17 protein-coding genes and 1 tRNA gene are annotated in these 22993 nt (G+C 59.7%); 8 read left to right on the top strand and 10 right to left on the bottom strand.

Annotated features, from left to right (window positions below; genetic code table 11):
* Window positions 1-207: 207 nt before the first annotated feature.
* The 3 genes from ACXZ1M_RS10135 to ACXZ1M_RS10125 all read left to right on the top strand — a co-directional run bounded on the left by ACXZ1M_RS10135 (window position 208) and on the right by ACXZ1M_RS10125 (window position 6372).
* Complete coding sequence (locus tag ACXZ1M_RS10135) at window positions 208-3285, top strand: TonB-dependent receptor (RefSeq protein WP_459053035.1); 3078 nt, start codon at window positions 208-210, stop codon at window positions 3283-3285.
* 69 nt (window positions 3286-3354) lie between these two features.
* A complete protein-coding gene (locus ACXZ1M_RS10130) occupies window positions 3355-4995 on the top strand; it encodes a GH35 family beta-galactosidase (RefSeq protein WP_459053034.1) in 1641 nt (546 codons plus the stop codon).
* A 24-nt stretch (window positions 4996-5019) separates the two neighbouring features.
* A complete protein-coding gene (locus tag ACXZ1M_RS10125) occupies window positions 5020-6372 on the top strand; it encodes an enolase C-terminal domain-like protein (protein ID WP_459053033.1) in 1353 nt (450 codons plus the stop codon).
* 57 nt (window positions 6373-6429) lie between these two features.
* Here the strand turns inward: ACXZ1M_RS10125 and ACXZ1M_RS10120 are convergent, their stop codons facing one another.
* The 4 genes from ACXZ1M_RS10120 to ACXZ1M_RS10105 form a co-directional block, all read right to left on the bottom strand.
* Complete coding sequence (locus ACXZ1M_RS10120) at window positions 6430-6909, bottom strand: glycine zipper 2TM domain-containing protein (protein WP_459053032.1); 480 nt, start codon at window positions 6907-6909, stop codon at window positions 6430-6432.
* 134 nt (window positions 6910-7043) lie between these two features.
* Complete coding sequence (locus ACXZ1M_RS10115) at window positions 7044-7724, bottom strand: isochorismatase family protein (protein ID WP_459053031.1); 681 nt, start codon at window positions 7722-7724, stop codon at window positions 7044-7046.
* A gap of 118 nt (window positions 7725-7842) precedes the next feature.
* Window positions 7843-8496 carry a response regulator gene (locus tag ACXZ1M_RS10110; protein ID WP_459053030.1) on the bottom strand — a complete coding sequence of 218 codons (654 nt, stop codon included), beginning with the start codon at window positions 8494-8496 and terminating at the stop codon, window positions 7843-7845.
* Window positions 8489-11458 (bottom strand): sensor histidine kinase, encoded by a 2970-nt coding sequence (locus tag ACXZ1M_RS10105; protein WP_459053029.1) that lies wholly within the window; start codon window positions 11456-11458, stop codon window positions 8489-8491. Before ACXZ1M_RS10105 ends, ACXZ1M_RS10110 begins: the two co-directional genes overlap by 8 nt.
* A 516-nt stretch (window positions 11459-11974) precedes the next feature.
* Between ACXZ1M_RS10105 and ACXZ1M_RS10100 the strand changes: the two genes are divergently transcribed.
* Window positions 11975-15064, top strand: a complete 3090-nt coding sequence (locus ACXZ1M_RS10100; RefSeq protein WP_459053028.1) for an HD domain-containing protein — start codon at window positions 11975-11977, stop codon at window positions 15062-15064.
* A gap of 190 nt (window positions 15065-15254) precedes the next feature.
* Here the strand turns inward: ACXZ1M_RS10100 and ACXZ1M_RS10095 are convergent, their stop codons facing one another.
* Complete coding sequence (locus tag ACXZ1M_RS10095) at window positions 15255-15737, bottom strand: phage integrase central domain-containing protein (protein ID WP_459053027.1); 483 nt, start codon at window positions 15735-15737, stop codon at window positions 15255-15257.
* On the opposite strand from ACXZ1M_RS10095, the gene ACXZ1M_RS10090 reads away from it, so the two are divergent.
* Entirely contained in the window at window positions 15672-15866 is a 195-nt protein-coding gene (locus tag ACXZ1M_RS10090) for a hypothetical protein (RefSeq protein WP_459054095.1), read from the top strand. The genes ACXZ1M_RS10095 and ACXZ1M_RS10090 overlap by 66 nt on opposite strands.
* Before the next feature lie 359 nt (window positions 15867-16225).
* On the opposite strand, the gene ACXZ1M_RS10085 is transcribed toward ACXZ1M_RS10090, so the two are convergent.
* Window positions 16226-16310, bottom strand: a tRNA-Leu gene (locus tag ACXZ1M_RS10085).
* A gap of 132 nt (window positions 16311-16442) precedes the next feature.
* Here ACXZ1M_RS10085 and ACXZ1M_RS10080 point away from each other — a divergent pair.
* A complete protein-coding gene (locus ACXZ1M_RS10080) occupies window positions 16443-16901 on the top strand; it encodes a hypothetical protein (protein ID WP_459053026.1) in 459 nt (152 codons plus the stop codon).
* Here ACXZ1M_RS10080 and ACXZ1M_RS10075 read toward each other — a convergent pair.
* Window positions 16881-18779 carry an AAA family ATPase gene (locus ACXZ1M_RS10075; RefSeq protein WP_459053025.1) on the bottom strand — a complete coding sequence of 633 codons (1899 nt, stop codon included), beginning with the start codon at window positions 18777-18779 and terminating at the stop codon, window positions 16881-16883. The genes ACXZ1M_RS10080 and ACXZ1M_RS10075 overlap by 21 nt on opposite strands.
* Window positions 18780-19165: 386 nt before the next feature.
* Between ACXZ1M_RS10075 and ACXZ1M_RS10070 the strand changes: the two genes are divergently transcribed.
* Both ACXZ1M_RS10070 and ACXZ1M_RS10065 read left to right on the top strand, forming a co-directional pair.
* Window positions 19166-19555, top strand: a complete 390-nt coding sequence (locus tag ACXZ1M_RS10070; RefSeq protein ID WP_459053024.1) for a gel scht — start codon at window positions 19166-19168, stop codon at window positions 19553-19555.
* Between the two features lie 44 nt (window positions 19556-19599).
* A complete protein-coding gene (locus ACXZ1M_RS10065) occupies window positions 19600-19998 on the top strand; it encodes a gel scht (protein WP_459053023.1) in 399 nt (132 codons plus the stop codon).
* A gap of 21 nt (window positions 19999-20019) precedes the next feature.
* Here ACXZ1M_RS10065 and ACXZ1M_RS10060 read toward each other — a convergent pair whose 3' ends face one another.
* From ACXZ1M_RS10060 to ACXZ1M_RS10050, 3 genes are all read right to left on the bottom strand, one after another.
* Window positions 20020-20748, bottom strand: a complete 729-nt coding sequence (locus ACXZ1M_RS10060; RefSeq protein WP_459053022.1) for a substrate-binding periplasmic protein — start codon at window positions 20746-20748, stop codon at window positions 20020-20022.
* Between the two features lie 81 nt (window positions 20749-20829).
* Window positions 20830-22554 (bottom strand): ArnT family glycosyltransferase, encoded by a 1725-nt coding sequence (locus tag ACXZ1M_RS10055; RefSeq protein WP_459053021.1) that lies wholly within the window; start codon window positions 22552-22554, stop codon window positions 20830-20832.
* 101 nt (window positions 22555-22655) lie between these two features.
* Window positions 22656-22925: a type B 50S ribosomal protein L31 gene (locus ACXZ1M_RS10050; RefSeq protein ID WP_459053020.1), complete on the bottom strand. Its 270-nt coding sequence runs from the start codon at window positions 22923-22925 to the stop codon at window positions 22656-22658.
* Between the last annotated feature and the right edge of the window lie 68 nt (window positions 22926-22993).

Raw genomic sequence — 22993 nt, 5'->3', positions numbered from 1 at the left:
TCCCCACCGTAGCATTTCCACCACGCCTCGCAGTCATCGCCCGGGCCATCGTGCGACAAAATGGTTGCGCATAGCATTTTTGTCGAGATTTCCGTTGACAAGGGCTTTTAAACGCTCCTACACTAAAAATGATCGCGCAACCATTTTGGCTTACTGTTGTGTGATACATAACAATAACCCCGGTTCCTCACCGCAGGAGACATTAAAATGCAAGTGAAACAACAGAAATCCCGGCAATCGCGCCGGCAGATGGCGTTTGGCCTGACCGTCATGGCTGGATTGATTGCGCAGTCATACGCCCAGGAGGTCGCCCCGACCGCCCCGGCCCAGGAGGCGGAAGCGGCGCCGATGACGGTGGTGCAGGTTAGCGGCTACCGCAACAGCTTGCTGTCGTCGGCCAAGGACAAGAAGGAAGCCGTCGGCTTCCAGGACTCGATCAACTCCGAAGACTTCGGTAAATTCCCGGACAAGAACATCGCCGAATCGCTGAGCCGCATTCCCGGCGTCGGCGTATCGCGCGACATCACCGGTGAAGGTTCCACCATCCAGATCCGTGGCCTGGGTTCGAGTTTCACCAAGATCCTGCTGAACGGCGCACCGATCGCGGTGGCTTCGTCCGGCCCGATCGACGGCGCCAACACCAACCGCGAGGTCGACCTCGACCTGCTGCCGACCGACCTGTTCACCAAGCTGACCGTCAGCAAGAGCCCGACCGCCGAAATGATCGAAGGTGGCGCGGCCGGCGTGGTCAACCTGCGCAGCGCGCGTCCGTTCGACAAGGAAGGCCGCACCATTTCCGCCAGCGTCACCGCCACCAAGCAGCAGATAGCCGACAAGACCGGCGGCCGCGGCTCCTTCCTGGCCAGCCAGACCTTCGGCAACTGGGGCATCCTGGGCGGCGTTACGCTGTCGCGCCAGCAGGTGCACACCACCGGCTGGGAAACCGTCGGCTACACCAACGCCAACCTGTCGGCCGCGCAGAATCCGGCCGCCAACCGCAACAACACCGGCGGCGGCAACTACACCATTCCAGCCACCGTGCCTGTCGGCGCGGGCAATGGCCTGGTCACCGGCGAGGTCATCGACCAAGCCTGGCTGCTGGCGCATAATCCGGGCCTGACCATCCAGCAGATCGACAATGCGATCATCCCACGCCTGGGCCGCAAGATGGATTACTTCGGCACCAAGGACAAGGGTTCGGCGATCTTCAGCACCGAGTACCGTCCGACCGAAAACCTGCACTTCTACCTCGACACCGTGTACAGCAAGCGCGACGACAAGATGACGCGCATGGACTACGACTGGTCGGTCCGCAACGGCGGCATGATCCCGCTGAACATGAAGGTCGACAAGGCCGATTGCGCCGACGGCTGCACGGTCACCGGCGGCACCTTCGCCAACACCCAGAACTTCTTCGAGCACGGCTATCGCCGCGACCAGGTCAACATGCTGGGCATTAACCCGGGCATGGAATGGAAGATCACGCCGACCCTGAAACTGGACGCGCAGGTCAACTACACCCGTAGTAGCTTCAGCCACGAAGCGCCGACCGTGTACCTGATCACCGCGCCGAACAGCGGCAACACGGTCACCTTCAACAACAACAACGGCGGCATCCCGTCGGTGGTGGCCAGCACCAACCTGAACGATCCGAACAGCTATGTGTGGAACACCGGCCGCGTTAACGTGCAGAACGAGTTCCGCAAGACCGAGACCAAGGGCTTCCATAGCGACCTGGCCTGGGGCGACGAGAAGTTCAACCTGAAGGGCGGCGTCGCCTACGACGACATCACCCGCCGCATCAACGCCACCGACAACTCGGCGGCATGGCAGGCTGCAGTGTGCGGCAACAATCCTAGCGTGTTCCTGCTCGGCCCGAACGGCGCACCACCGTGCAACGGCGCGTCGACGCCAGGCGCCAGCGCCGCCGCGCTGTATCCAGGCTACGGCACCGGCTACACCGCCGGCGCCACCACGCCGCTGACCTATGGCGGTTCGCTGATTCCGCAAAGCGCTCTGGCCGGCTACATCCAGAACGGCCCGTACGGCCAGCCGGTCCTCGACTGGGATCGCTTCGCCAAGGATTCGAGCTACCAGAAGTACTACAACACCGCGCCATCGAGCGGTGCCTCGTCGACCGGCGCCAGCTCGGGCTTCATCGGCGAGAAAACCACCGGCCTGTACTTCGAAGCCAACGGCAAGGCCGATCTGGCCGGCTTCCCGGCACGCTACAACGCCGGCGTGCGTTATGTGCGCACCAAGCAGTCGGTGGGTTCGCTGAATTCGATCTCCGATCCGCGCAACGCCACGCTGCCGCTGAACGGCAGCAAGTTCCCGAACATCGACCAGTGGGTGTACCAGGACACCACCTACAACAACACGCTGCCTTCGGGCACGCTGGCGGTCAATCTGCGCAGCGACGTGGTGGCCCGTGCAGCACTGTCGCGCAGCATGACCCGCGCCGACCCGAACGCGCTGCGTCCTGGCGTGAACTTCTCGTCGGTATCGGCGGACGTGGGCTCGATCGGCAATCCAGCGCTGAAGCCTTACCTGTCGGATAACATCGACCTGGGCATCGACTGGTACACCGGCCGCGAAGGCTACGTCAGCCTGACCGCGTTCCAGAAGAAGGTGGACGGTTTCACCATCAACGAAAACGTCACCCTACCATTCAGCGCGCTGGCTGCCTACGGCATCACCTACAACACGCTGATTCCGAACCAGCAGCAGGCGATCGATTCGCGTGGCGGTCCTAACAACGCCACCGTGGTGATGACCCGTGCCCGCAACGCCGAAGGCGAACTGCGCATCCGTGGCCTGGAACTGGGTTGGGTGCAACCGCTCGACAAGATCCTGCCGGTACGCGGCTTCGGCATCAACGAGACCGCCACCTTCATCACCCAGCGCGCCAGCGGCGAAGGTTCGAACGGCTTTGTGGCGCTGGGCGTTCCACGTCGTACCAACAACTTCTCCGTCTACTACGAGAACCACGGCTACATGGCGCGCCTGTCGCACACCTTCTCGAAGGGCAGCCAGGCCGCCAACGCGAACCAGAACGGCATCACCAACGCCGCGCTGTTCTCGGACAACTACAAGCAGCTGGACTTCTCGTCGAGTATCGACCTGGGTGAAGTGTTCGACAAGGATGGCTGGCCTAGCCTGAGCTTCGACATCGTCAATCTGAACAACGATTCGCGCCGTACCTACTTCCAGTTCAGCAACGCCAACTTCTCGCAGTATTCGCCTGGCCGCACCTACTCGCTCGGTCTGCGCGCCAAGTTCTGATCGTCTGGTCCCGTTCTCCACGGGGACTTTTACCCGCCCCTTTACGGGGCGGTTTTTTTAAGGAATGCCATGTTCCCATCGTTCCACCAGATCGGCGCGGCGTGCGCCGTGTCCGTGGCTTTGCTGAGCTGGACGGCGGCGCAGGCCGCCGAGCCGCCGCAGTTGCGCAAGCAGGGCAGCGCGACCCAATTGATCGTCGACGGCCAGCCGTTTCTGCTGCTGGGCGGCGAACTGCGCAACTCGTCCGCCTCCAATCTGGACTATCTGAATAAACAGTGGCCGACGCTGAAGGCGGCCGAACTCAATACCGTGCTGGCGCCGGTGGAGTGGGACCAGCTCGAGCCGGCGGAAGGTAAGTTCGATTTCACCGTGATGGATGGCCTGCTGAAACAGGCGCGCGCCAACAACACGCGGCTGGTGCTGCTGTGGTTCGGCGCCTGGAAGAATTCGATGTCGACCTATGCGCCGGCCTGGGTCAAGCGCGACACCCGGCGCTTCCCGCGCGCCGTGACGCGCGCCGGCGTGGCACAGGAAATCCTCACACCGTTCGCGCCGGCCACGCTGGCCGCCGACACCGCCGCCTTCCGCGCCATGCTGGCCCACCTCAAGCAAGTGGACACGCAGCGCACCGTGCTGATGATCCAGGTCGAAAACGAGATCGGCATGCTGCCCGAGGTGCGCGACTACAGCGCCGCCGCCAACGAGGCCTGGCGCGCACCGGTGCCGGCCGCACTGACGGCCTACCTGGCCGCCAACCGCGCCACCTTGCAGCCGGGCGTTAAGGCTGCATGGGAAACGCGCGGCGCGCGCAGCAGCGGCACCTGGGCCGAGGTGTTCGGCGACACCATCGAAACCGAAGAGATGTTCCAGGCCTGGCACTACGCCGCCTTCGTCGAATCGATGACGGCCGCCGGCAAGGCGGTGTACCGCTTGCCGATGTATGTGAACGTGGCGCTGAACCGGCCGGGCAAGCGTCCCGGCGAGTATCCGAGCGCGGGACCGTTGCCGCACCTGTTCGACATCTGGAAGCCGGGCGCGCCGTCGATCGACGTGCTGGCCATCGACACCTACTTCCCCAACTTCAGCTACTGGGCCAAGCAGTTCAAGCGCGCGGACAATCCCTTGTTCGTGCCGGAAGCGAATCATGCGGAACGGCCGGACGCCGGCGCCGATGCCTTCTACGCCATCGGCGAGCATGACGCCTTCGGCTTCTCGCCGTTCGCCATCGACGACATCAAGGATGGCAACTCGTCGCTGCCGCAGGCTTACCGGGTGCTCAGGCAACTGGCGCCGGTGATCAATCAACACCAGGGCAGCGGCAAGGTGCGCGGCTTCAAGGCGCCGCTGTCGTATGACGGCGTGGTGGACACCGCGCCGCAGCAAGTCGCCATGGGCGGCTACACGCTGAACGTCAGCTTCAACGCGCCGTGGGAAAAACTGACGCCGGAGCAGGTGCAGAATCGCGGCGGGCTGGTGATACAGACCGGCGAAGATGAATTCATCGTCGCCGGCATGGGGCTGACCGTGGTCTTCGGCAGCGCCGATGGCGCCATGGTCGGCATCGAGAAATCAGTGGAAGGCAGCTACCAGAATGGCCGCTGGATCGAAGGCCGCTGGATGAACGGCGACGAAACGCACCAGGGCCGCCATATCGGCCTGCCGGGCAGCGCCTTCACCATCCAGCGCGTGAAGCTGTATCGTTATCGCTGATTGACATTATCCGGATTGGAATCTATGAGCACTATGAGCCCTGTGGTAACGACCATGCAGGTGATCCCGGTGGCGGGCTACGACAGCATGCTGCTGAACCTGTGCGGCGCGCACGCGCCTTTCTTCACCCGCAACCTGGTGCTGCTGACCGACAGCGTCGGCAATACCGGCATGGGCGAAGTGCCCGGCGGCGCCGGCATCCTGGCGGCGCTGGAACGCGCCGTGCCGCTGGTGGTGGGCACGCAGATCGGCCGCTACAACCGCACCCTCAACGCGGTGCGGGCGTCGATCGGCGGCCAGCACCAGGTGACCTCGGCCGCCGAGGCCGAGGTGCTGAAGCAGCCGCACGAAATCAACCTGCGCCTGGAAAACGTGGTGACCGCTGTGGAAGCGGCGCTGCTCGATCTGTTGGGCCAGCACCTGGGCGTGCCCGTGTGCGAATTGCTGGGCAGCGGACAGCAGCGCGACAGCGTGCCGATGCTGGCCTACCTGTTCTACATCGGCGACCGCCGCCGCACCGACCTGCCTTACCTGACCGGGGATGGCGCCAGCGGCTGGTATGCGCGCCGCCATCAGGAGGCGATGACGCCGTCGGAGATCGTCGAACTGGCCGAAGCCACGGTGGAAAAATACGGCTTCCGCGATTTCAAGCTGAAGGGCGGCGTGATGCGCGGCTCTGAGGAAATGGAAGCGGTGACGGCGATTAAAAAGCGCTACCCGGATTCACGCGTGACGCTGGACCCGAACGGCGCCTGGTCGCTGCGCGAAGCGATCGACCTGTGCAAGGGGAGGGGAGATGTGCTGGCCTACGCGGAAGATCCGTGCGGACCGGAGAACGGCTACTCGGGCCGCGAGATCATGGCCGAGTTCCGCCGCGCCACCGGCATTCCGACCGCCACCAATATGGTCGCCACCGACTGGCGCCAGATGGCGCATTCGCACTTGCTGGGCGCGGTCGATATTCCGCTGGCCGATCCGCACTTCTGGACCATGCAGGGTTCGGTGCGGCTGGCGCAGTTGTGCGAGCAGTGGGGCCTGACCTGGGGTTCGCATTCGAACAATCACTTCGACGTGTCGCTGGCGATGTTCACGCACGCCGCCGCTGCGGCGCCGGGCAATATCACCGCCATCGATACGCACTGGATCTGGCAGGAAGGGCAGGAACGCCTGACGCGTGATCCGTTGCAGATCGTCGGCGGCGCGGTGCAGGTGCCGCAGAAGCCGGGCCTGGGCATCGAGCCGGACATGGAGCGCATCCAGGCCGCGCACGACTTGTACAAGAAAGTAGCCACCACCGCGCGCGACGACGCGATGGCGATGCGCTACCTGGTGCCGGACTTCGTCTACTCGCCCAAGCGCCCCAGCTTCCACGGTTAACGCATTGCGGACGGCGAGCGCCACAAGGTGGTGCTCGCCGTCGTCCGTGCTTGCTGATTACTGCTGAGGCTGTTGCTGCTGATTGCGCTTGGCGATCTCGTTGCCAGCATAGCCGCCACCGATGGCGCCGGCGACAGTCGCCAGCTTCTTGCCGTTGCCGCTACCCACCTGGTTGCCGAGCAAACCACCCACCACGGCGCCGATACCGATCCCGAGGGCGCTGTTCTGCGGCGCCGGAGCAGGTGCTGGCGCCGGTGCCTGTGCCACCTGCGGTTGTGGAGCCGGCGCGTTGGTGTGATGCACCACTGTGCGATGCTCGACCACGCGGCGTGGTTCCGGCGCTGGTGCGGCTGCAACTACGGGTGCTGGTGCAGGCGCCGTCACTGCGGCGACAGGAACCTGATCGCCGTTCGGCGTAGCGTGCGAGCTCGGCAGAAGGCCGGCAATCGAAGCTGCGCCAACCAGGCTAACCAGGGCCACCGAAGCGGCGGCGGCGATCATCATCGGATGAATGCGGGTGCGTGCGGTCTGTTCCATTTTGTTCTCTCCTGTATGTCGCCATGAGTGGCGCTTAGCCATATAACGAGCTCGGGAGTAAAAGCGGTGACGCAGAAAGTGTTTCTAGCGTAAGCAAATGTTACATACCGATCGGTGGCCGCCAGGCGGACGCGTTAAGACGCGTCCCGCACCGCTTGTTGCGCACGAGCATAGCTTTCCATGACGGCAGCATAGTTCGGCGCCACCAATCCGTACAGCGTAGCCAGGTCGACAGCTTCCGGGCGGGCCCAGGTGCGGTGCATCTCCGACAGCAGGGCGTTGGTGGTGGTGGGCTTGACGCCGCCCTGAACAAAGCGCGCCAGCGACACACGCGAGGCCATCTCGCTCGGATCACCGGAGGCATCGATGACGGCATACACATCGTAGCCGGCGGCCACCGCGTCGAGCGCGGGGAACATCACGCACACACTGGTCCAGACGCCTGCCATGACCAGCGTCTTGCGTCCGCTGGATTTCACCTTCTCGACGAAATCGGCATTGTCCCAGGCGTTGACTTCGCCCTTGCGCGGCACGTAGACGGCGTGCGGTGCATATTCGTGGATTTCCGGCATCAGCGGACCGTTGCTGCCGGCCGGCTCGGACGCCGTGGTCAGTACCGGAATCTTCAGCAAGGAGCACAGCTTGGCGATCATCTCCACATTGCGCCGCAGGTCGGCAACCGGAATATCCTTGACGGTCTGGAACAAGCCGGACTGGTGATCGAGCAGCAGCACCAAGGTATCGGCGGGATCGAGCAGGCGCGCGCCGCCGCCGGTGGACAGTATGCTGGCTTTCTGTTGGGAAGTATTTTGCATGGTTAATCTCCTTCGTTGATGAGTCCATTTCAAGAAGGTTTAGATTGCCTGAGTTTGCCCGCGATGTGCGGGCGCGGGAAAAAGATAGGCCCGTGTGCTCCCCCGAAACGGGGTAGCGCTAAAGGTGGAGGACGCCGCGCTCCAGCGCGATCATCACCGCGTGGGCGCGGTCGTGCGCCTGCAGCTTGAGCAGGATGCTGCTGATGTAGCCTTTGACGGTGTCTGCGGAAATGCCCAGAGCCTTGCCGATCAGCAGATTGGAATTGCCGCGCGCCACCAGCTTGAGCACATCGACCTCGCGGCTGGTGATGACGCTGCTGTTGCGGCTTGCCACCATGGCGTGCTCCAGGGCCGGCGGGATGATGCGTTCGCCGGCATGCACGCGCCGCACCGTGTCCAGCAGGGTCTTGCGGACCGTGGTCTTGAGCATGTAGCCGACCGCCCCGGCCTTGATGGCGCGCACCGCGTGGACGTCGCCCTCCAGCGTGGTCAGCACCACGATGCGCGCGGTGGGAAATTCGGCGCGGATGGCGGCGATGGCGTCCACGCCGCACATGCCGGGCATCTGCAAGTCCATCAGCGTGACGGCCGGGCGCAACTGCCGATGCATGGCGACGGCCTCGGCGCCGTTGTCCGCCTGGCCGAGCAGATAGAGATCGGGTTCGGCCGTGATGACGCCGGCTATGCCCTGTTGGAACAGGGGATGGTCGTCCACGGTCAGCAGCGTAATCGGCAGCGGTTGGAAGGTGCTCATGGAAGTGGTGTTATGCATAGCACTGCCTGGCGCGCAGCGTTACCACCACGCCCGTTCCTTTGCCGCGCGTGCTGTCGAGCGCGAGCCTGGCGCCGATGCGGGCGGCGCGTTCGCGCATGCCAGCCAGGCCCCAATGGCGGTGCAAGCGTCCGGCCTTGCGTACCTCGTCGTCCAGGCCGATGCCGTGGTCGCGCACCTCCAGCGTGAAGCTGGCTGCGTCATAGCTCAGATGCAGCTCCACCGTGTCGCTGCCGGAGTGGCGCAGCGCATTGGTCAGCGCCTCCTTGGCGATGGCCAGCAATTCATCCTGGACATTGGCCTGCAGCTCGCGCCGCGCGCCGTGCTCGTGCAGCGAAAACGCCACGCCGTGCTGGGCGCAAGCGGCGGCGCCGGCCGTCTCCAGCACCTGCGCCATGGCTGCGTCGATGGGTTCGCTGGCGCGCAGTTCCATGAGCTGGTCGCGTCCTTCGACATTCACCGCATCGGCCAGTTCAAGCGCGGCGTCGATCTCCTGCCGGACCACGTGCTCCTTCGGCAGCACCGCCTTGATCCGGTTGAACCGCAGGATCAAACCCTGCACGCTTTGCAGGTAGGTGTCGTGCAAGGTGCGGGCGATCCGTTCGCGTTCTTCCAAACGCTCGTGCATCAGCTCGACGACGCGCGCCGTCATGCGTGCCAAGCGCCACCGGTACAGCAGGCTCATCGCACCGGCCACCAGGACCGCGCACAACGCCTTGAACCAGTTGGTCTGGTAGAACGCCGGCGCAATGGTGAAGGCGACGCTGGCGGGTGCCACGCTCCACACGCCGTCTTCATTGGCGGCCATGACTTCGAAGCGGTAGTCGCCGGGGCCGAGGTTGGTGTAGAACGCTTGTCGGCGTGCGCCGGATTCGCGCCACGCATGGTCTTGCCCGATCAGCCGGGTGCGAAAGCGCGCCCGTTCCGGGATCGACAGCACGGCAGCGGTGAAGTCGATCTGCAGGTTGCGGGTATGCTGCGGCAAACCGAGTCCGCTGACGGCATGGTGGCGCGCGTTGTCGGTGCTGAGCCAGGTGATGAGGGGCGTTGGCGCGAGCCGGTTGCGATCGATGCGGTGCGGGTCGATCCAGCCGACGCTGCTATTGGTGGCGTACCACAGGCGGCCATCGGTGGCCTCGACCAGCGAGCCGAGCGGGCGCATCTGCGCCGCCATGCCACGGTAGCCGTCCAGGTAGTCGATGCGCTCGATGGCGACCCGGTTGCGGCCATCGGCCAGCGCGCTCGCCAGCTCGTTGGCGCCGATGCGGACCAGTCCATTCGCATCGTGCAGCCAGAGTTCGCCGGCCGCCGTTTCCACGATGCCGGACACGCCGGTGAAAGGCCGGCCGGCGCTGTCGTCGACCGCGACGAAACGGCGACCGTCGAAGCGCGCCAGTCCCTGGTCGCCGCCGATCCACAGCATGCCCCGGCGGCTGAAGATGGCCAGCACATTGCCAAGCGCGAGGCCGTCGGCCGGGCCGAATTGCTGGATCTTCCCGTCATGCAGCATCGCCATCGCGTTGTTGGGATAGCCGAACCAGATGCGGTCCTTGGCGTCTGCGTGCAGGGACACAGCGGTGCGGCCAGCCAGTTCGGCGTACCCGCCGCCGGGCAGCCACACGCCGTCCTTCAAGACATGCACGCCGCGCTGGATCACCGAAGCCCACAGCTGGCCGTCGTTCCCCAACGCCAGCGCCTGCACCGGCTGACCTTTCAGCGCCGGCGGCAGCGGCCAGCGCGCCAGTTTGCCAGCCTGACGGCGCCACACCATCGTGGTGTCGCCAAACCACAGGCTGCCATCGGCGCCGCGCGTGCTGGCGCTGGGGGACGGCATGTCGCTCTCGATGCGATGGCCGTCGGCGGCAACGGCAAAGGCGTTCGGCGCAATCGTTTCCTTGGTCGAGTTGGAGCCGACCCACACCTCGCCGTCGGCGCCGGCCGTGACGATGAAATCGCCGTAAAACGGCGGCAACGGCTGGAGCGTCAGGCGGGAGTTTCGAATACGGTCCACCCCGTTTTCGGTGGCAAACCACAGATTGCCTTCGCGGTCGTTGAGCGGCGTGGTATAGACCCCCGTGCCGCTGAAGCTTTGGGGCGCCAGCAACAGCTGCTTCGCTTGAAAGTTGAGGTCGTACAGCTGCACCCCGTTGCCGGTGGCGATCCACCAGGCGTTGCGGCGGTCGCGGTGGATGGCCACGGGTGTGGGGATGGCGGCGGGCATTTGCAAGGGCGTCGCCGTTTCCGTGACGGGATCGAATATCCGGGGCGTTTGGCCGAACCTCTTCAGGACCACACTGCCATCGACGCTCACTTCGGTGTAGTCGATGGCGCCGCTCACGGGCAGCTTGCGGAACTGATGTGTTCCCGGCACGCTGCGGAACAAGCCGTTCGCATGCGATACCAGCAGGGTGCCATCTTGCAGTTCGGCGAAGGTGCCATACACGCTTTCCGGCAGCGCCTGGCGCCACTTTGCGCCATCGAGCCAGTAGACCCCACGGCTGCAATACACCCAGCGCGTGCCGTCGGCGGTCTTGCCGAACTGGCTGATACTGCCCGACGGCAAACCGTCCGCTTCCCCGTAGTGGCGCACCATGCCGTTTTCAAACACGCTGACGCCGCCGAAAGCGTAGCCTATCCACAGTGCATCGCCGAACACTTCCAGTGCGCGGACATTGGGCGAGAGCAGCTTGTTGCCGCCGATCTCGACGACGCGCTCGAAGCGGACGCCGTCGAAACGGAACAAGCCATCGGCGGCGGCAAACCACAGCATGCCGGTGCGGTCCTGCATCATCGCGGCAGCGGCGACGGGAGCGCCGTCCAGCTTGGTCCATGCTTTATGTGTGGGATTGGCGTTCCAGAACGGCAGCGGCTCGATCGCGGACAGCGCTGGCGTCGATGCGGTGGCAAGCAGCACCACCGTGGCCGAAAAGATGACCAATGGATTGCGCAGGAAAAAAATCATGCCGCCGCTTTTTGGTATTCAAAAGATAAGAGCCTACACCAAGGATGGCGACGGCTCCATATCCCGATAGGCGGAGGTTTGTTCGTGGGGACTAAAGGTTCACGAAGCGCTATAGCACGATAAGCAGCGCGACCGACCCAAGATATGAGCGCTGATGCGATATTTCATAGTTTTCACATCGGTGTAGATTGTCGGAAATATGATGTATCTTCTGACATGCGCACAATTCAGCAACGTCAAAGGTTCAAGTCACATTAAGTAGCGAACCTGGGCTGCAGCAGGCGATGTGGGTGCAGTCCGCCCAACTGAATTGCGCCGGAGGGAGGGAAGGTTATCCCTGTTACCGTGAAGAAGTTTATGTCGAAAGACAAGATTAAAGAATAAATTTAAAATTCAGAAATTCGTTTAGATTAAGCTAAAAACTTTTAATAAATTTATTTTTATTCATTAAATTAATCGTATTAGGCAAAATTAATCTGGAACGCTCAAAATTTTATACTGAAAAGAAAATAAAAAATGCCAACCAAAATTGAAGAAACGCTCTTATATAAAAGCTTTTCGCTCCGAATTAGTGAAATGTCGGCAGCGCCAAACAATTTACTTTCGATTTTTAATAATCTTCGAGAGCGACTTGAGGCTGAAGGAAAATACATTGTAACTGTATTCCCAGAATATACTCCTCATGATTGGGTGGATCATATAAGTAACCTTTTTTCTTTGGCCGACCGTCTCTTGGGGCAGAAAATTTACGATAAATTACGATCTGCGGAACTAACGCTTCTGGTTTTCGGGTTGGCTTCGCATGATTGGGGTATGGTAGTTGGCGATACGGAAATTCAAATCTTAAAAGGAAGTTTAACGCACGATTTTTCATTTGCGATGCTTCCAGGGGAGCCTAATTATGCAATTCACAAAGTAAAATTAGCTAAAAGCCATGGAGTTGAAGAGGGGATGGCATGGCAGGAATATCTTCGCGAAACATCTGGCTTACGGAGTGGTGCTAGGCTTCGCCAGCTCCTTGCGCCGACAAGTATTGTATTCGCCGAGGCTGTCGCCAAAATTGCAGAAGGGCACACATTAGATACTCAAGAGATCCGTGATCCCAATATGTATCCTAATAGCATGTCCGTATTTGGTGAGGCCGTGAACTTGGCTGCGGTCGCGACTTATGTTCGACTTATTGACTTATTAGACATTGGTGAGGATCGAACTCCTTATGTGCTTTGGAGGTTTATTGCGCCTAAAGATCGGATCTCAAAGATGCATTGGGAACGCCATCGCGCCTTATCCCCAATTTCGGTAAAGCAAGGAGATGTATTACGACGTGTTGTGGTTACCGGTACTACATATGATCCAGAAACGTATGCAGCGTTGGCGGACTTGCAATCGTGGATCGAAAGCCAATTTGAAAAATCCATTAATACTTTAAGAACGATACCAGGAGACTACGATGTTGACCTCGATTCACGGATTGATTGGACTATCCACGCTGTGGGATTTGAACCATTAAAGCTGAGATTCGAGCTTGACGGTAGTCGAATAATGCAGTTATTGAGTTCGGAGCTGTATGATAGAGATGCACTAGTTTTTCTGCGTGAGCTTCTTCAGAACAGTGTTGATGCGATTGATACTAGAGTGGAGGTGCTTCGTGCTGAAGGTGCATTGTTGCGTGGAGAGATCGACGTAAAAATTAATACTGATTCCGATGGACTTTGGATCGAATGGAGGGACAATGGTATCGGAATGGATGAAAAAATCCTTCGGTCCTTCTTTTGTAAAATAGGCCATAGTTGGTACCGAAGTAAGGAGGCTCGGAATTTCCCCGGATTGGATGCAATTTCCCAGTTTGGAGTTGGTATCTTAAGTTGTTTTGCCGTGAGCGATGAAATTCAAATCGAAACTCGCAGAGATCCTAATGTAACGGATAATCGAGAAGGGTTTCTTATAGAGATTCCAGCTCGTGACAGTTACTTTAGGATAAAAAGGATGCCGGCAGTTCCCGTGGGAACATGCATTCGTATGAAGATTATTCAGATTCCGGGTCGAGAAATATCAAAAAATAAAATACATAGTGCGATAAAAAAAATATCACGTTTTGTAAAGCATAACATTAAAATTGATGTTCAAGGTATGGTGGCGAATGCAGGGCGTCTCGGTGAAATTGGAGAAGATGAGAGGCGGGTGATAGATTTTATCATACCGGTTGACGAGGACTCTGCTGAATTTATTAGAAAAAATACGAAATTTATTGAAATGAAAATTGGTGGTGATTCTTATGACTATGATGGTATATATAAAGCGTTGTTCCCGAATAATCCATCTGAAGTAAGATCTACGGTAAATACTAAGGTTTGGAATATCAATGGTAAATCGGTTAATTTTAACAGTGTAATTTTTCAATCAGAACAAGCGGTCTTTCTGAAAGGTGTGCAAACCGGCAGCGTCGCCGTTCGCCGCAGGGGTGGCTTTCAAAGAAGTGAGTTCTCAAGTTTATTAATGCATTCCGATTGGGCAATGCCTACACTTTTATTGAATTTAAAAAGACCTTCTCTTGCAGATGTAGATCTTTCAAGGTCTGAAGTTAATGTAAAAAATGATAAATTAATTTCGACTCTGCACTGTGATATTGCGAAAAATCTTGTGGCTAGTTTTTTTGGGGGATTCAGTCAAGATCCAGCTTATAATGCGCTTATTTTGGGAACGATAGCATGTTTTTGCGGAATTCCGCCAAATTCCCTCTTATTTTTGCTCCCAATTGAGGAGATTCCCGTTCTAGTAATGACTTCTCAAAAGGGGTTTCAATGGAAAAAAATTGGTGAAGTTATTGCGAGCGGTAGTTTCATCGAAGCTCCATTTGAATTTAAATATGCATGGAATAATCAATATGGCGAACATTCTTTAGACGTTGCTCAAGAGTTCAAATGGGGCGGGAGCGATGCGTTAATCTTAGAGCTTAGTAGTAAGAGACAACCTTGGTTGAGTTACTCTCTTGAAGTTGTTAGAACAGCTTTAGATACCCTTGGGTGGCGACCCACAGGATTACGGTTAGTTACTTCGCCTAGCAGTGAGCTTGTTCCTTTGGTTTGTCGGACTTGGACGAATGATGCTATACATCACTTAAAGTCAGTGGATAGAGATTACGACGATAACAAAGTTTGGAAATCAGATTCGCCGGAGCTTTTTGCATTTCCAGAGGAATTCAATGGATTCGCTTCTATCGGGAGTCGATATTGGAACTTATCTCATAAAAAAATCCGTGCAATTGTTGACGTACTTAAAAAGCTAAGATTTCAAGTTGAAGAAGGAATAGTTTCTGAAGAAGTTTGTAAAAAATATCGATATTTAACAAGTCATGATTTTTATGGTTATATCGTCCCGTCACGTAAATCAGGAACTCAAATGGCAATGACTTTGCCAAATAAATTACTTGATTTGGCTAATGAGGGCGGATTGGAAATAGATTACAGATTTGAATTGGAAGATTTTTTTCCCAATACTGCGATTGGTTATGAAAACCCCTACCATTATCCTTTAGGATCTTGGGGCAATTCAGATAGTCTATTTGGACATGAAAACAATTCAGCTACTATATATCCTTCTAAATAAAATTGGAGATTTATTGCTTAATATTATCGTTGCGTAATGAAAAATTTTCTTCGAATAGGCTTTAATGGTTTTTAGTTTGATTTTTGGATTTTTTGGTACCGAGGTTGGTAATTTCCTACTTCGGTGGCAAATTAATGAATAATTCGATTGCCAAAAGCGGATTTTTCCAGATAATCGATCCAGGGTTGCATCATTTGCTTCCTGGCGGGGAGGGGTATGCGCCATTCGGCTTCAACGCAATCAATCTCATCCTATTGTGCCGCCGTAGTTGGCGGGACCTTACGAATAGGTTGAGAGCTTGAGTGCGGCCATGGCATGAGATGCCCCCGATAGTTGTAGATCGCATAAGCGTAATTGTATGATTCGGATCGGTGATTTCGGCATAGTTGGTCTTTTCGGGCGTGGCTAAGGCGCCTTTTAGATCGGCACTGATGCGCTCAACGATTCCATTCGCGACGGCGAAATGGACGATTTGTTCACATACTTTCCGAACCTGATGGCCTGATTCGACAGCGTCGCGTGCTGCCATTCGCTGAGCGGTGATCAGGATATCGCTGGGTCTGAGAGAGGAGATTGGTCGCGCGCCGAGATAAGGAAGCAGGTTCTTGTGATCCAGCCGCTGATTTTCTCTTGTGAGCTGGCCGCGCGCTCGGCTTCCGTTGTGCTCAGCCATTCGAGTGCCACTGCCAAGCGTCTGGTTGGAGATTCGCTGCGGCTGAGTTTATCCTCGTGGCACTATGCATGGGTTGATACATCCAGCAAGCTGGCTTTTGGCGTCGGCGCGTTTGAAGCGCCTTACTGACAGTAATTTGTGGGATAGACTCACAGGGCCAATGTCGTGTGCTTGCCGAGATACCGGTAGTCCAGCCGCCATATTTCCCGGCCCGCGTGACGAGGAGACACATGTTTTCTCCGTCGCGGTATTTCTCTCCAGTCGCCTAGATGGGTTTGACCATTTTCACGAATGTGTCTGTCAACGCCATCGCTGCCTCGCTCTGCGACAGTATACGGATTTAACCTAGCAAACCTACAGTAAGAAATACCGTCAAAATCAAAGTTTGTGGGATTAAGGCAGGCACGGGCCTTAGTCAATAAAAAACCCGCCGTCATAGGAGATGGGCGGGTTTTTGACTGATACTGATGCGCTTGAATATTAACTGTTGGTGCCCCGGGCCGGAATCGAACCGGCACGCCTTGCGGCGGCGGATTTTGAGTCCGCTGCGTCTACCAATTCCACCACCGAGGCAGGTGTAGCAATGCGACCCGCATTATTACCGATTTGCCCCGGCTCCGCAACCCTGGGACGGGTTTTTGAGATAAATCAATCGGAACGAGGGAGGGGCGGGCGGATAATGGTCGTCTACGCGCGGAGGCGGCCATGGAATTGGTTGAGCGGGTGACCTTGCTTGAAGAGCGTTTTGTACGGATCAGGATGTTGGTCACAGAGAGGCGCGGCGGCTTACTCAGTTACCACAGCGGAGAGCTGCTGGAGCTGCGCAAGGATGCATTTACGCTGATAGTAAAGGTTGCTTTTTTCGAGGAGCGTGCCAAAGCGCTGGCTGAAAGATTGGCATCCCTTGGGCTGCGAGGCGAGATGCTTGGGAAGCGGCTGGAGGCGTTTGAGGTGCGACTTGCGGCAATTGAGACGCGACTTGTAGCGCTTGAGCAGAATATCAAAGCGCTTGAGAAGCTGATCGAGGCGCTTGAGAAACGGCGGATCGAGATGGATAGGAGGCTCGACGCGCGCCTTCTGCGCGTCGAGATCCTGCAGTGGTTCACCCTCGCCCTGCTGGCGCCGCAGGCGCTGATCTTTTACTTACGCATGCTTACCACTTAACTGCTGCTGCTCCAGCAGCGCGAAGATCGCATCCTTGGACAGCACATACTGATCCATCAGCACGCCCTTCAGCTCGCTGATCTGGTCGCGGTAGTCGGCGATGGCTTTCAGGGTGTAGCTATAAAGCTCGTCGGCCTTGGCTTCCACCTGGTCGAGGTCGCTTTCCTTGTTCTTGAACTGACTGTGGTCGATCTTCGAGCGCGAGTACATGGACAGTTTGTTGACCATCAGGTCCAGCATCGAGGTCGCCTTTTCAATGTCGTTCTGGCTGCCCACCGAAATGCCGCGCGCGCCGTAGAACAGTTCTTCCGCCGCCACGCCGCCGTACAGCTGGATCACGTCGCGCTCCAGTTCTTCCAGCGTGCGCAAGGCAACGTCGTCCGACGCCGACAGCACATAACCGAGCGCGCCCAGCTTGGAGACCGACTCGGTCGAGATCTTCAGCAGCGGCGAGCGCTCCTTCACTTCCGCCAGCGTCATGCCCTCGCGCAGCCATGGATCGATCTGCATGAAGAAGTGGCCCAGCTCGTGCAAGGCGACGCGCTCGCGCTGGCGCGTCTTCTCGGCCGTGGTGGCGCGGTCGGTCAGGCCGATGGTGGCGCGCTCGAAGGCGCGGAACATCAGGTCGGTGTTGATGACCTTGGTCTCCTGGATGGCCAGCATGCTGGCGCGTTCCACCACCGTTTGCAATACCGCCGGACTGAGGTTGGCGGTGATTTCGGCAACATGGTCGAGCTGCAAATCTTCCCAGTCGACGCAGCCTTCGGCCTTGCGCGCCAGGAAGGAGCGCAGCAGTTCGCGGCGCTCGGTCTTGTTGGGCAGGCGGAAGTTGATCTTGACCGAGAAGCGGCGCAGCATGGCTTCGTCCATGCGCGTGGTGGCGTCGTCGAAGTTGGAGGCCACCACCCAGATCACGCCCTTGCCCTTGTCGCTGCGCACGCCGTCCAGCAGGCCCAGCAGGGTGTTGGCGGTGTCGTCTTCCCATTTCTTTTCGCCACGGCCGCGCGGCATGAACAGGCTTTGCGCTTCGTCGAGGAAGATGATGCAGCTGCCGCGCGCGCAAGCCTTGCGGTGCAGCGCGTGCAGCGCTTTCGAGCCGCCGCCGATGTAGCCCGATTCCAGCGCCGAGCCGGAGGCCTGGATCAGCGGGATGTTGAGGCGCTTGGCCAGGTAGCCGGCCAGCTTGGTCTTGCCCGTGCCCGCCGGTCCCGTCAGCATGACGTTGAACGGCTTGTCGATGTCGTGTTCCTTGTACAGCGCGCGGTTGCGGATCATGTCTTCCAGGTGCAGCACTTCCTGCTTGATGTCTTCCATGCCGATCAGGTCGTCCATGCTGCCGCCCAGCTGGTCCGGCGTCAGCACGGTGGCGTTCACGCCCATGCCCGGCAGGCCGTGGCGCAGCAGGAACAGCGCCAGTCCGATCAGCAGGATGTCGAGCACATGGCGCGACAGGAAGGCGCCCACCTTGGCCAGCTTGCTGACGTCGTCGTCCAGCATCACCGCCTTGTGCGAGGCCAGGTAGTCTTCGCGCGCGATGGCGTAGGGGATGTTGTTGCGCAGCAGGACTTCGCGCTCCAGGCTCAGGTGCGTGGTGCCCGGCACTTTCACCACGTACAGCGTGGCTTCGTTCTTGAGCTTGATGATGTAGCGCGGCGCTTCCGATTGCGGCGCCGCCACCAGCAGGTATTCCAGCTGGGCGCGCTTGGCCGGCAGGGCCGTGATCTGGGCGATGTCCTGGGTGCGCAGCACGGGGCTGCCGTCCTGCGGCACTTCGGCGCGCAGGCCCAGCACGATCGCCAGGCTGATGGTGAGCGCCAGCAGGGCGAGACGGACGTAGTTGTTACGGAGAGCGGATTGAAGTTTGTGCAAAGTGAACATGATGCCATCCAGAGAGGCATGCTGCCAGGGCCGAGCGCGGGGATAAGGCGCAGCAGCCAGGGCCGCCGTGACCGGCGCGCAGACTGGGGGCGCGGCCGGGGGTCATCTAATGCTGCCGTACGGCAATGCATTCATTGCGCAACTATAGCCGCAGCGGCGGCTTTTGTATCACTTGGGGGCCACAAAAAGCCGCGATGCGCAACAGATGCGGCGCCGGCGCCGTCCATGCCGGTTTTTTTGCAGTTGGTGCGCGTGCTTTGACCGCTCGTCGCATGCGCAGGATATTTGCCGGGGGCTTTGTTAATCTGATCATGTCTACCGCTGAATTGAAGATTACAGCGGTGGCTCCCGGTAGTAGTTCAGCACACAACTTATGGAGCACACCTATGAAAACGATCCTGATTGGCATCGCGGCTTCGCTCGCCCTGTCGTCCCTGTCCATCGCCCACGCCGACGATCTCAGCGTGCAGATTACGTCCAAGTCGCCCCAGCGCTATCACATGGTGGAGCAGGACTTCCACGATTTCAAGAGCACCTACCAGCTGGAGAACGGCCAGCGCGTCACCTTCAGCGCGCGCATGAATCACTACTATACCCAGCTCGATGACGGCGACCGCGTGCGCATCTATCCGGTCTCGCGCAGCGCCTTCGTCACCGATGCCGGCGCCCGCTTCGAGTTCCGCGAAAAAGGCGAAACCGTGGGCATCGCCAACTTCGAAAAACTGTCGGTGGCCGGCAAGCTGCCCGCCAACACCCTGGTCATGGCCCGCCGCTAAGCGCCGCCCCGCAAACATCCCTTTAACGATCCTGGAGAACCATCATGAAAACCACCCTGTTGAGCATGGCCGTCGCCGCCGCATTGTCGATCACCACCCTGGCCCACGCCGCGCCGCCCGATAACGATAGCGTCAAGATCACCGCGCCGGGCGTGTCGGACTTCAAGTTCAAGCCGCAGGAGTTCTCGGACTATCTGTATTCCTACGCGCTGAGCAATGGCGACAAGCTGAAGTTCAGCCAGAAGGTGGCGCATTACTACGCGGAAGTGCGTGGCGAGAAGCGCGTGGAAATTTTCCCGGTCGCGCCCGGCGAATTCGTGACCCAGGCCGGCACCCGCCTGACCTTCACCGACGACGGCGCCGAACTGATCATCGACAACTACGAACGCCTGCCGATGACGGCCCAACTGCCAGCCGGCACCAGCGTGGTGGCCACGCGTTGAGCGCGGCCGCAGCGAGCCGGCCTACCTGGCCGGCTGATCGTATTTGCGGTCGATCCGCGCGAAGGTGCCGTCGCGCCGCATCTCCGCCAGCGTGGCGTTGAGTTTCTCGATCAGTTCTTCCGGTACGGCGTGGTTGCAGGCCAGGTAGACCTTGACGCGGTTGAACACCATCAGCGGCACCACCTTGTCCGACCATTCCGGATTGCTGGGCATGGCCGCGCCGTTGCGGATGCCCACGGCCCACAGGTCGATGCGGTTGAGCAGTAGTTTTTGTGGATTGACCTGGTCGTTGTTGACGGCGTCGACATTGAAGCCGCGACTGCGCAGGTATTCGTCGCGGGCGTCGCCGATGTAGGTGCCGATGCGCAGCTTGCGCGCGTCGTCGATATTGTTGAGCGGGAAGCTGTGGTCGGCGCGGCCCCAGAACTGCCATTCGGCCTCGTCGGTCGGTCCCACCCATTTGAACATGCCCTCGCGGTCCGGCGTGCGCGAGGTCGAATACACGCAGGTGTGGGCCTGCGTTTGCGCCATCAGGAAGGCGCGCTTCCAGGGCAGCAGTTCGATCTTGTAGTCGGTGCCGGTGCGCGCCATCAGTTCGCGGATCTTGTCGGTGGCGCGGCCGGTGATGACGCCATCGGCGCCGCGCATGCTCGACGGCGGCAAGTGTTCCGTGGTGATCAGTAGCGGCGCGGCCGCAGCCACGCCCGTACAAGTCGCCAGCAGAAATATTATGTGAATGATAAATCGCATGGGCTGGCCGCTTTCTGAAGAAAAGCATAGCAGCAATGCGATCCGGGCGGCAACACGGCTTTGTATCCGTGTCGCACATCCTTAGTCGGCGCGGCGGAACAGGCGGAAGCGTTCGGTGCGGTCGGCCGGACGGCGGCCTTCCCACAGCAGCACCCATTGCTTGCCACGGTGCTGCGCCTGGATCTCGCGGTTGTCGCGCACCTTGATGCTATCTTGCAACAGCAGCAGGTCGCAGCGGCCGCCTTCGACGCCGGTGAACGGCAGTTGCGCGTAGTAGGCGAACGAGGCGCGCTGGGCCGGACCGACATTGGTTTCGATGCAGCCGGAATTCGGCGGCAGCTTGTCGGCGATCTGGCGCGCGACGCCGGCGTAGCTCTTGCTGTAGTTGACGTCGGGCAGGAACAGGGTCATCAGCAGGATCCAGATGAGGATCAGGCCGCCCGAGGACAGCACCACCGCGCGCCACAGCACGGCCGGCCGGCGCGAGACGCGCCAGTACACCAGCGCAAACCAGCCCAGCGTGGCCGCCAGCGCCACGAAGAAGGCGATCCAGCCCAGTTCCGGGGTGAAGCCCGGCACCAGCTTGAGCGCGTTCTTGGCGGCCCGCGCCGGCACGCCGGTCAGCTTGGCCACCCAGAAGATCCAGATCACGGCCGCGCACAGGGTCAGCGCCATCACCGAGAACCAGTCGATGGCGTTGATGGCGCCGCGCTTGACGGTCAGCAGGCCGAAGGCGGCCATCACCGCCAGCGGCGGCAGCAGCACCAGCAGATTGGCTTGTTCGGGCTGAGGATGGCACAGCGTCAGCAGCACGCCGACGCCGACGAAGGCCAGCGGCACCACGATGTGCAGCACGCCGCGCTGGCGGCGCCAGGCCCACACCGCCCAGGCGGCGAACGGCCAGGCCGGCCAGAAGAACCACAGGCCCACGCGGAAGAAGAATTTCAGGCTGTCCCAGCCGGGCCAGGACAGTTGCAGCCAGTTCCAGCCCAGCCAGGCGTTCAGCGGCTCTTGATGATACGGTTCCAGCAGCGCGGCCGGGAGCAGCCACAGCGCGGCGATCAGGCCGCCGACGGCGATCATGGCGCCGAGGTCGCGCATGGCGCGGATGGCCGGCTGGGCCAGGAAACGGGTGCAGGCGAACAGGGCCAGCATCAGGCACACCGGCGTGATCCAGCCGCGCGTCAGGGTCAGCAGGCCGACCGCCAGGCCGCTCAGGGCGGCGTTGCGCAGCGACGGTTTTTCCACGTAGCGCACGGTGCGGTACAGCAGGAAGGCAGTCATCGACACCAGCAGCGATTCGGGCGTGGTTTCGTGGCTGTGCAGCAGCAGGCCGAGGCAGCCGAGGTAGATCAGGACGGCGGCGTCGGCCAGGGTGCGGCCGAAGTCGTCCGGCTCGGGCTGGCCGCCGAAGGCCAGGCGCAGCGGTTGCGCGTCCTGGCGGCGGCCCAGGTGGAAGGTGGCGTACCACAGCGACAGCACGCCGCTCAGGAAAATGACGATGGTGCCCACGCGCGCGGCCATGACGTCGCCCAGCAGCCAGCCGAACAGCTTGATGCCGGCCGCGCCCAGCCAGAACGCCAGCGGGCCTTCGTCCGGCCACGACAGGCCGGCGACATTCGGCCACAGCCAGTCCTGCCAGCTGCCGTGCGCCATGGTCCACATGATGCCAAAGCTGGCGGCGTCGTCGTTCTTCCACGGCTCGCGGCCGATCAGGCCGGGCAGGATGTACAACAGGCCGAGGGCGAACAGCGCCCAGCGCGGCAAGGCCAGGGTAGCGGCGGCGGGAAGACGGACTGGCTTCATCGATCAGTGTGTTTTTATGAGTAGAACCGGAGTATGCAGGAAAATGCTGCGGCCAACAAAAAAAGCAGCCAAAGGCTGCTTTTTGAGCGAAGCGGCTGAAATTAGCCTGCTGCGACGGCGGTTTTCGAACCGACGGTACCGAACTTCTGGCGGAATTTCTCAACGCGGCCAGCGGTGTCGACGATTTTGTGTTTGCCGGTGTAGAACGGGTGCGATTCAGCCGATACCTCGATCTTGACCAGTGGGTATTCTTTGCCGTTGAATTCGGTTTTTTCGCGGGTGCCGATGGTCGAACGGGTGACGAATTTGAAGTCGCACGACAGGTCGTGGAACACAACTTCGCGGTAATCTGGATGGATTTCTGCTTTCATTTGTAGCCTCTATGGTTTGGTAGCCAAACAGCACTTCGTCGGTCATTCCTGCTTCTTGACCCGATTGC

Source organism: Duganella paludis, assembly GCF_054461335.1.
Note: the sequence above shows the minus strand (reverse complement) of the source record. Positions and strands in the feature narration are given on the sequence as shown.

Coding starts and splice junctions, on each gene's coding strand:
- ACXZ1M_RS10095 (WP_459053027.1), bottom strand. CDS start 15,737: ATGGCTGAGCACAACGGAAGCCGAGCGCGCGGCCAGCTCACAAGAGAA.
- ACXZ1M_RS10130 (WP_459053034.1), top strand. CDS start 3,355: ATGTTCCCATCGTTCCACCAGATCGGCGCGGCGTGCGCCGTGTCCGTG.
- ACXZ1M_RS10080 (WP_459053026.1), top strand. CDS start 16,443: ATGGAATTGGTTGAGCGGGTGACCTTGCTTGAAGAGCGTTTTGTACGG.
- ACXZ1M_RS10050 (WP_459053020.1), bottom strand. CDS start 22,925: ATGAAAGCAGAAATCCATCCAGATTACCGCGAAGTTGTGTTCCACGAC.
- ACXZ1M_RS10120 (WP_459053032.1), bottom strand. CDS start 6,909: ATGGAACAGACCGCACGCACCCGCATTCATCCGATGATGATCGCCGCC.
- ACXZ1M_RS10070 (WP_459053024.1), top strand. CDS start 19,166: ATGAAAACGATCCTGATTGGCATCGCGGCTTCGCTCGCCCTGTCGTCC.
- ACXZ1M_RS10055 (WP_459053021.1), bottom strand. CDS start 22,554: ATGAAGCCAGTCCGTCTTCCCGCCGCCGCTACCCTGGCCTTGCCGCGC.
- ACXZ1M_RS10065 (WP_459053023.1), top strand. CDS start 19,600: ATGAAAACCACCCTGTTGAGCATGGCCGTCGCCGCCGCATTGTCGATC.
- ACXZ1M_RS10135 (WP_459053035.1), top strand. CDS start 208: ATGCAAGTGAAACAACAGAAATCCCGGCAATCGCGCCGGCAGATGGCG.
- ACXZ1M_RS10125 (WP_459053033.1), top strand. CDS start 5,020: ATGAGCACTATGAGCCCTGTGGTAACGACCATGCAGGTGATCCCGGTG.
- ACXZ1M_RS10105 (WP_459053029.1), bottom strand. CDS start 11,458: ATGATTTTTTTCCTGCGCAATCCATTGGTCATCTTTTCGGCCACGGTG.
- ACXZ1M_RS10115 (WP_459053031.1), bottom strand. CDS start 7,724: ATGCAAAATACTTCCCAACAGAAAGCCAGCATACTGTCCACCGGCGGC.
- ACXZ1M_RS10075 (WP_459053025.1), bottom strand. CDS start 18,779: ATGTTCACTTTGCACAAACTTCAATCCGCTCTCCGTAACAACTACGTC.
- ACXZ1M_RS10100 (WP_459053028.1), top strand. CDS start 11,975: ATGCCAACCAAAATTGAAGAAACGCTCTTATATAAAAGCTTTTCGCTC.
- ACXZ1M_RS10110 (WP_459053030.1), bottom strand. CDS start 8,496: ATGCATAACACCACTTCCATGAGCACCTTCCAACCGCTGCCGATTACG.
- ACXZ1M_RS10060 (WP_459053022.1), bottom strand. CDS start 20,748: ATGCGATTTATCATTCACATAATATTTCTGCTGGCGACTTGTACGGGC.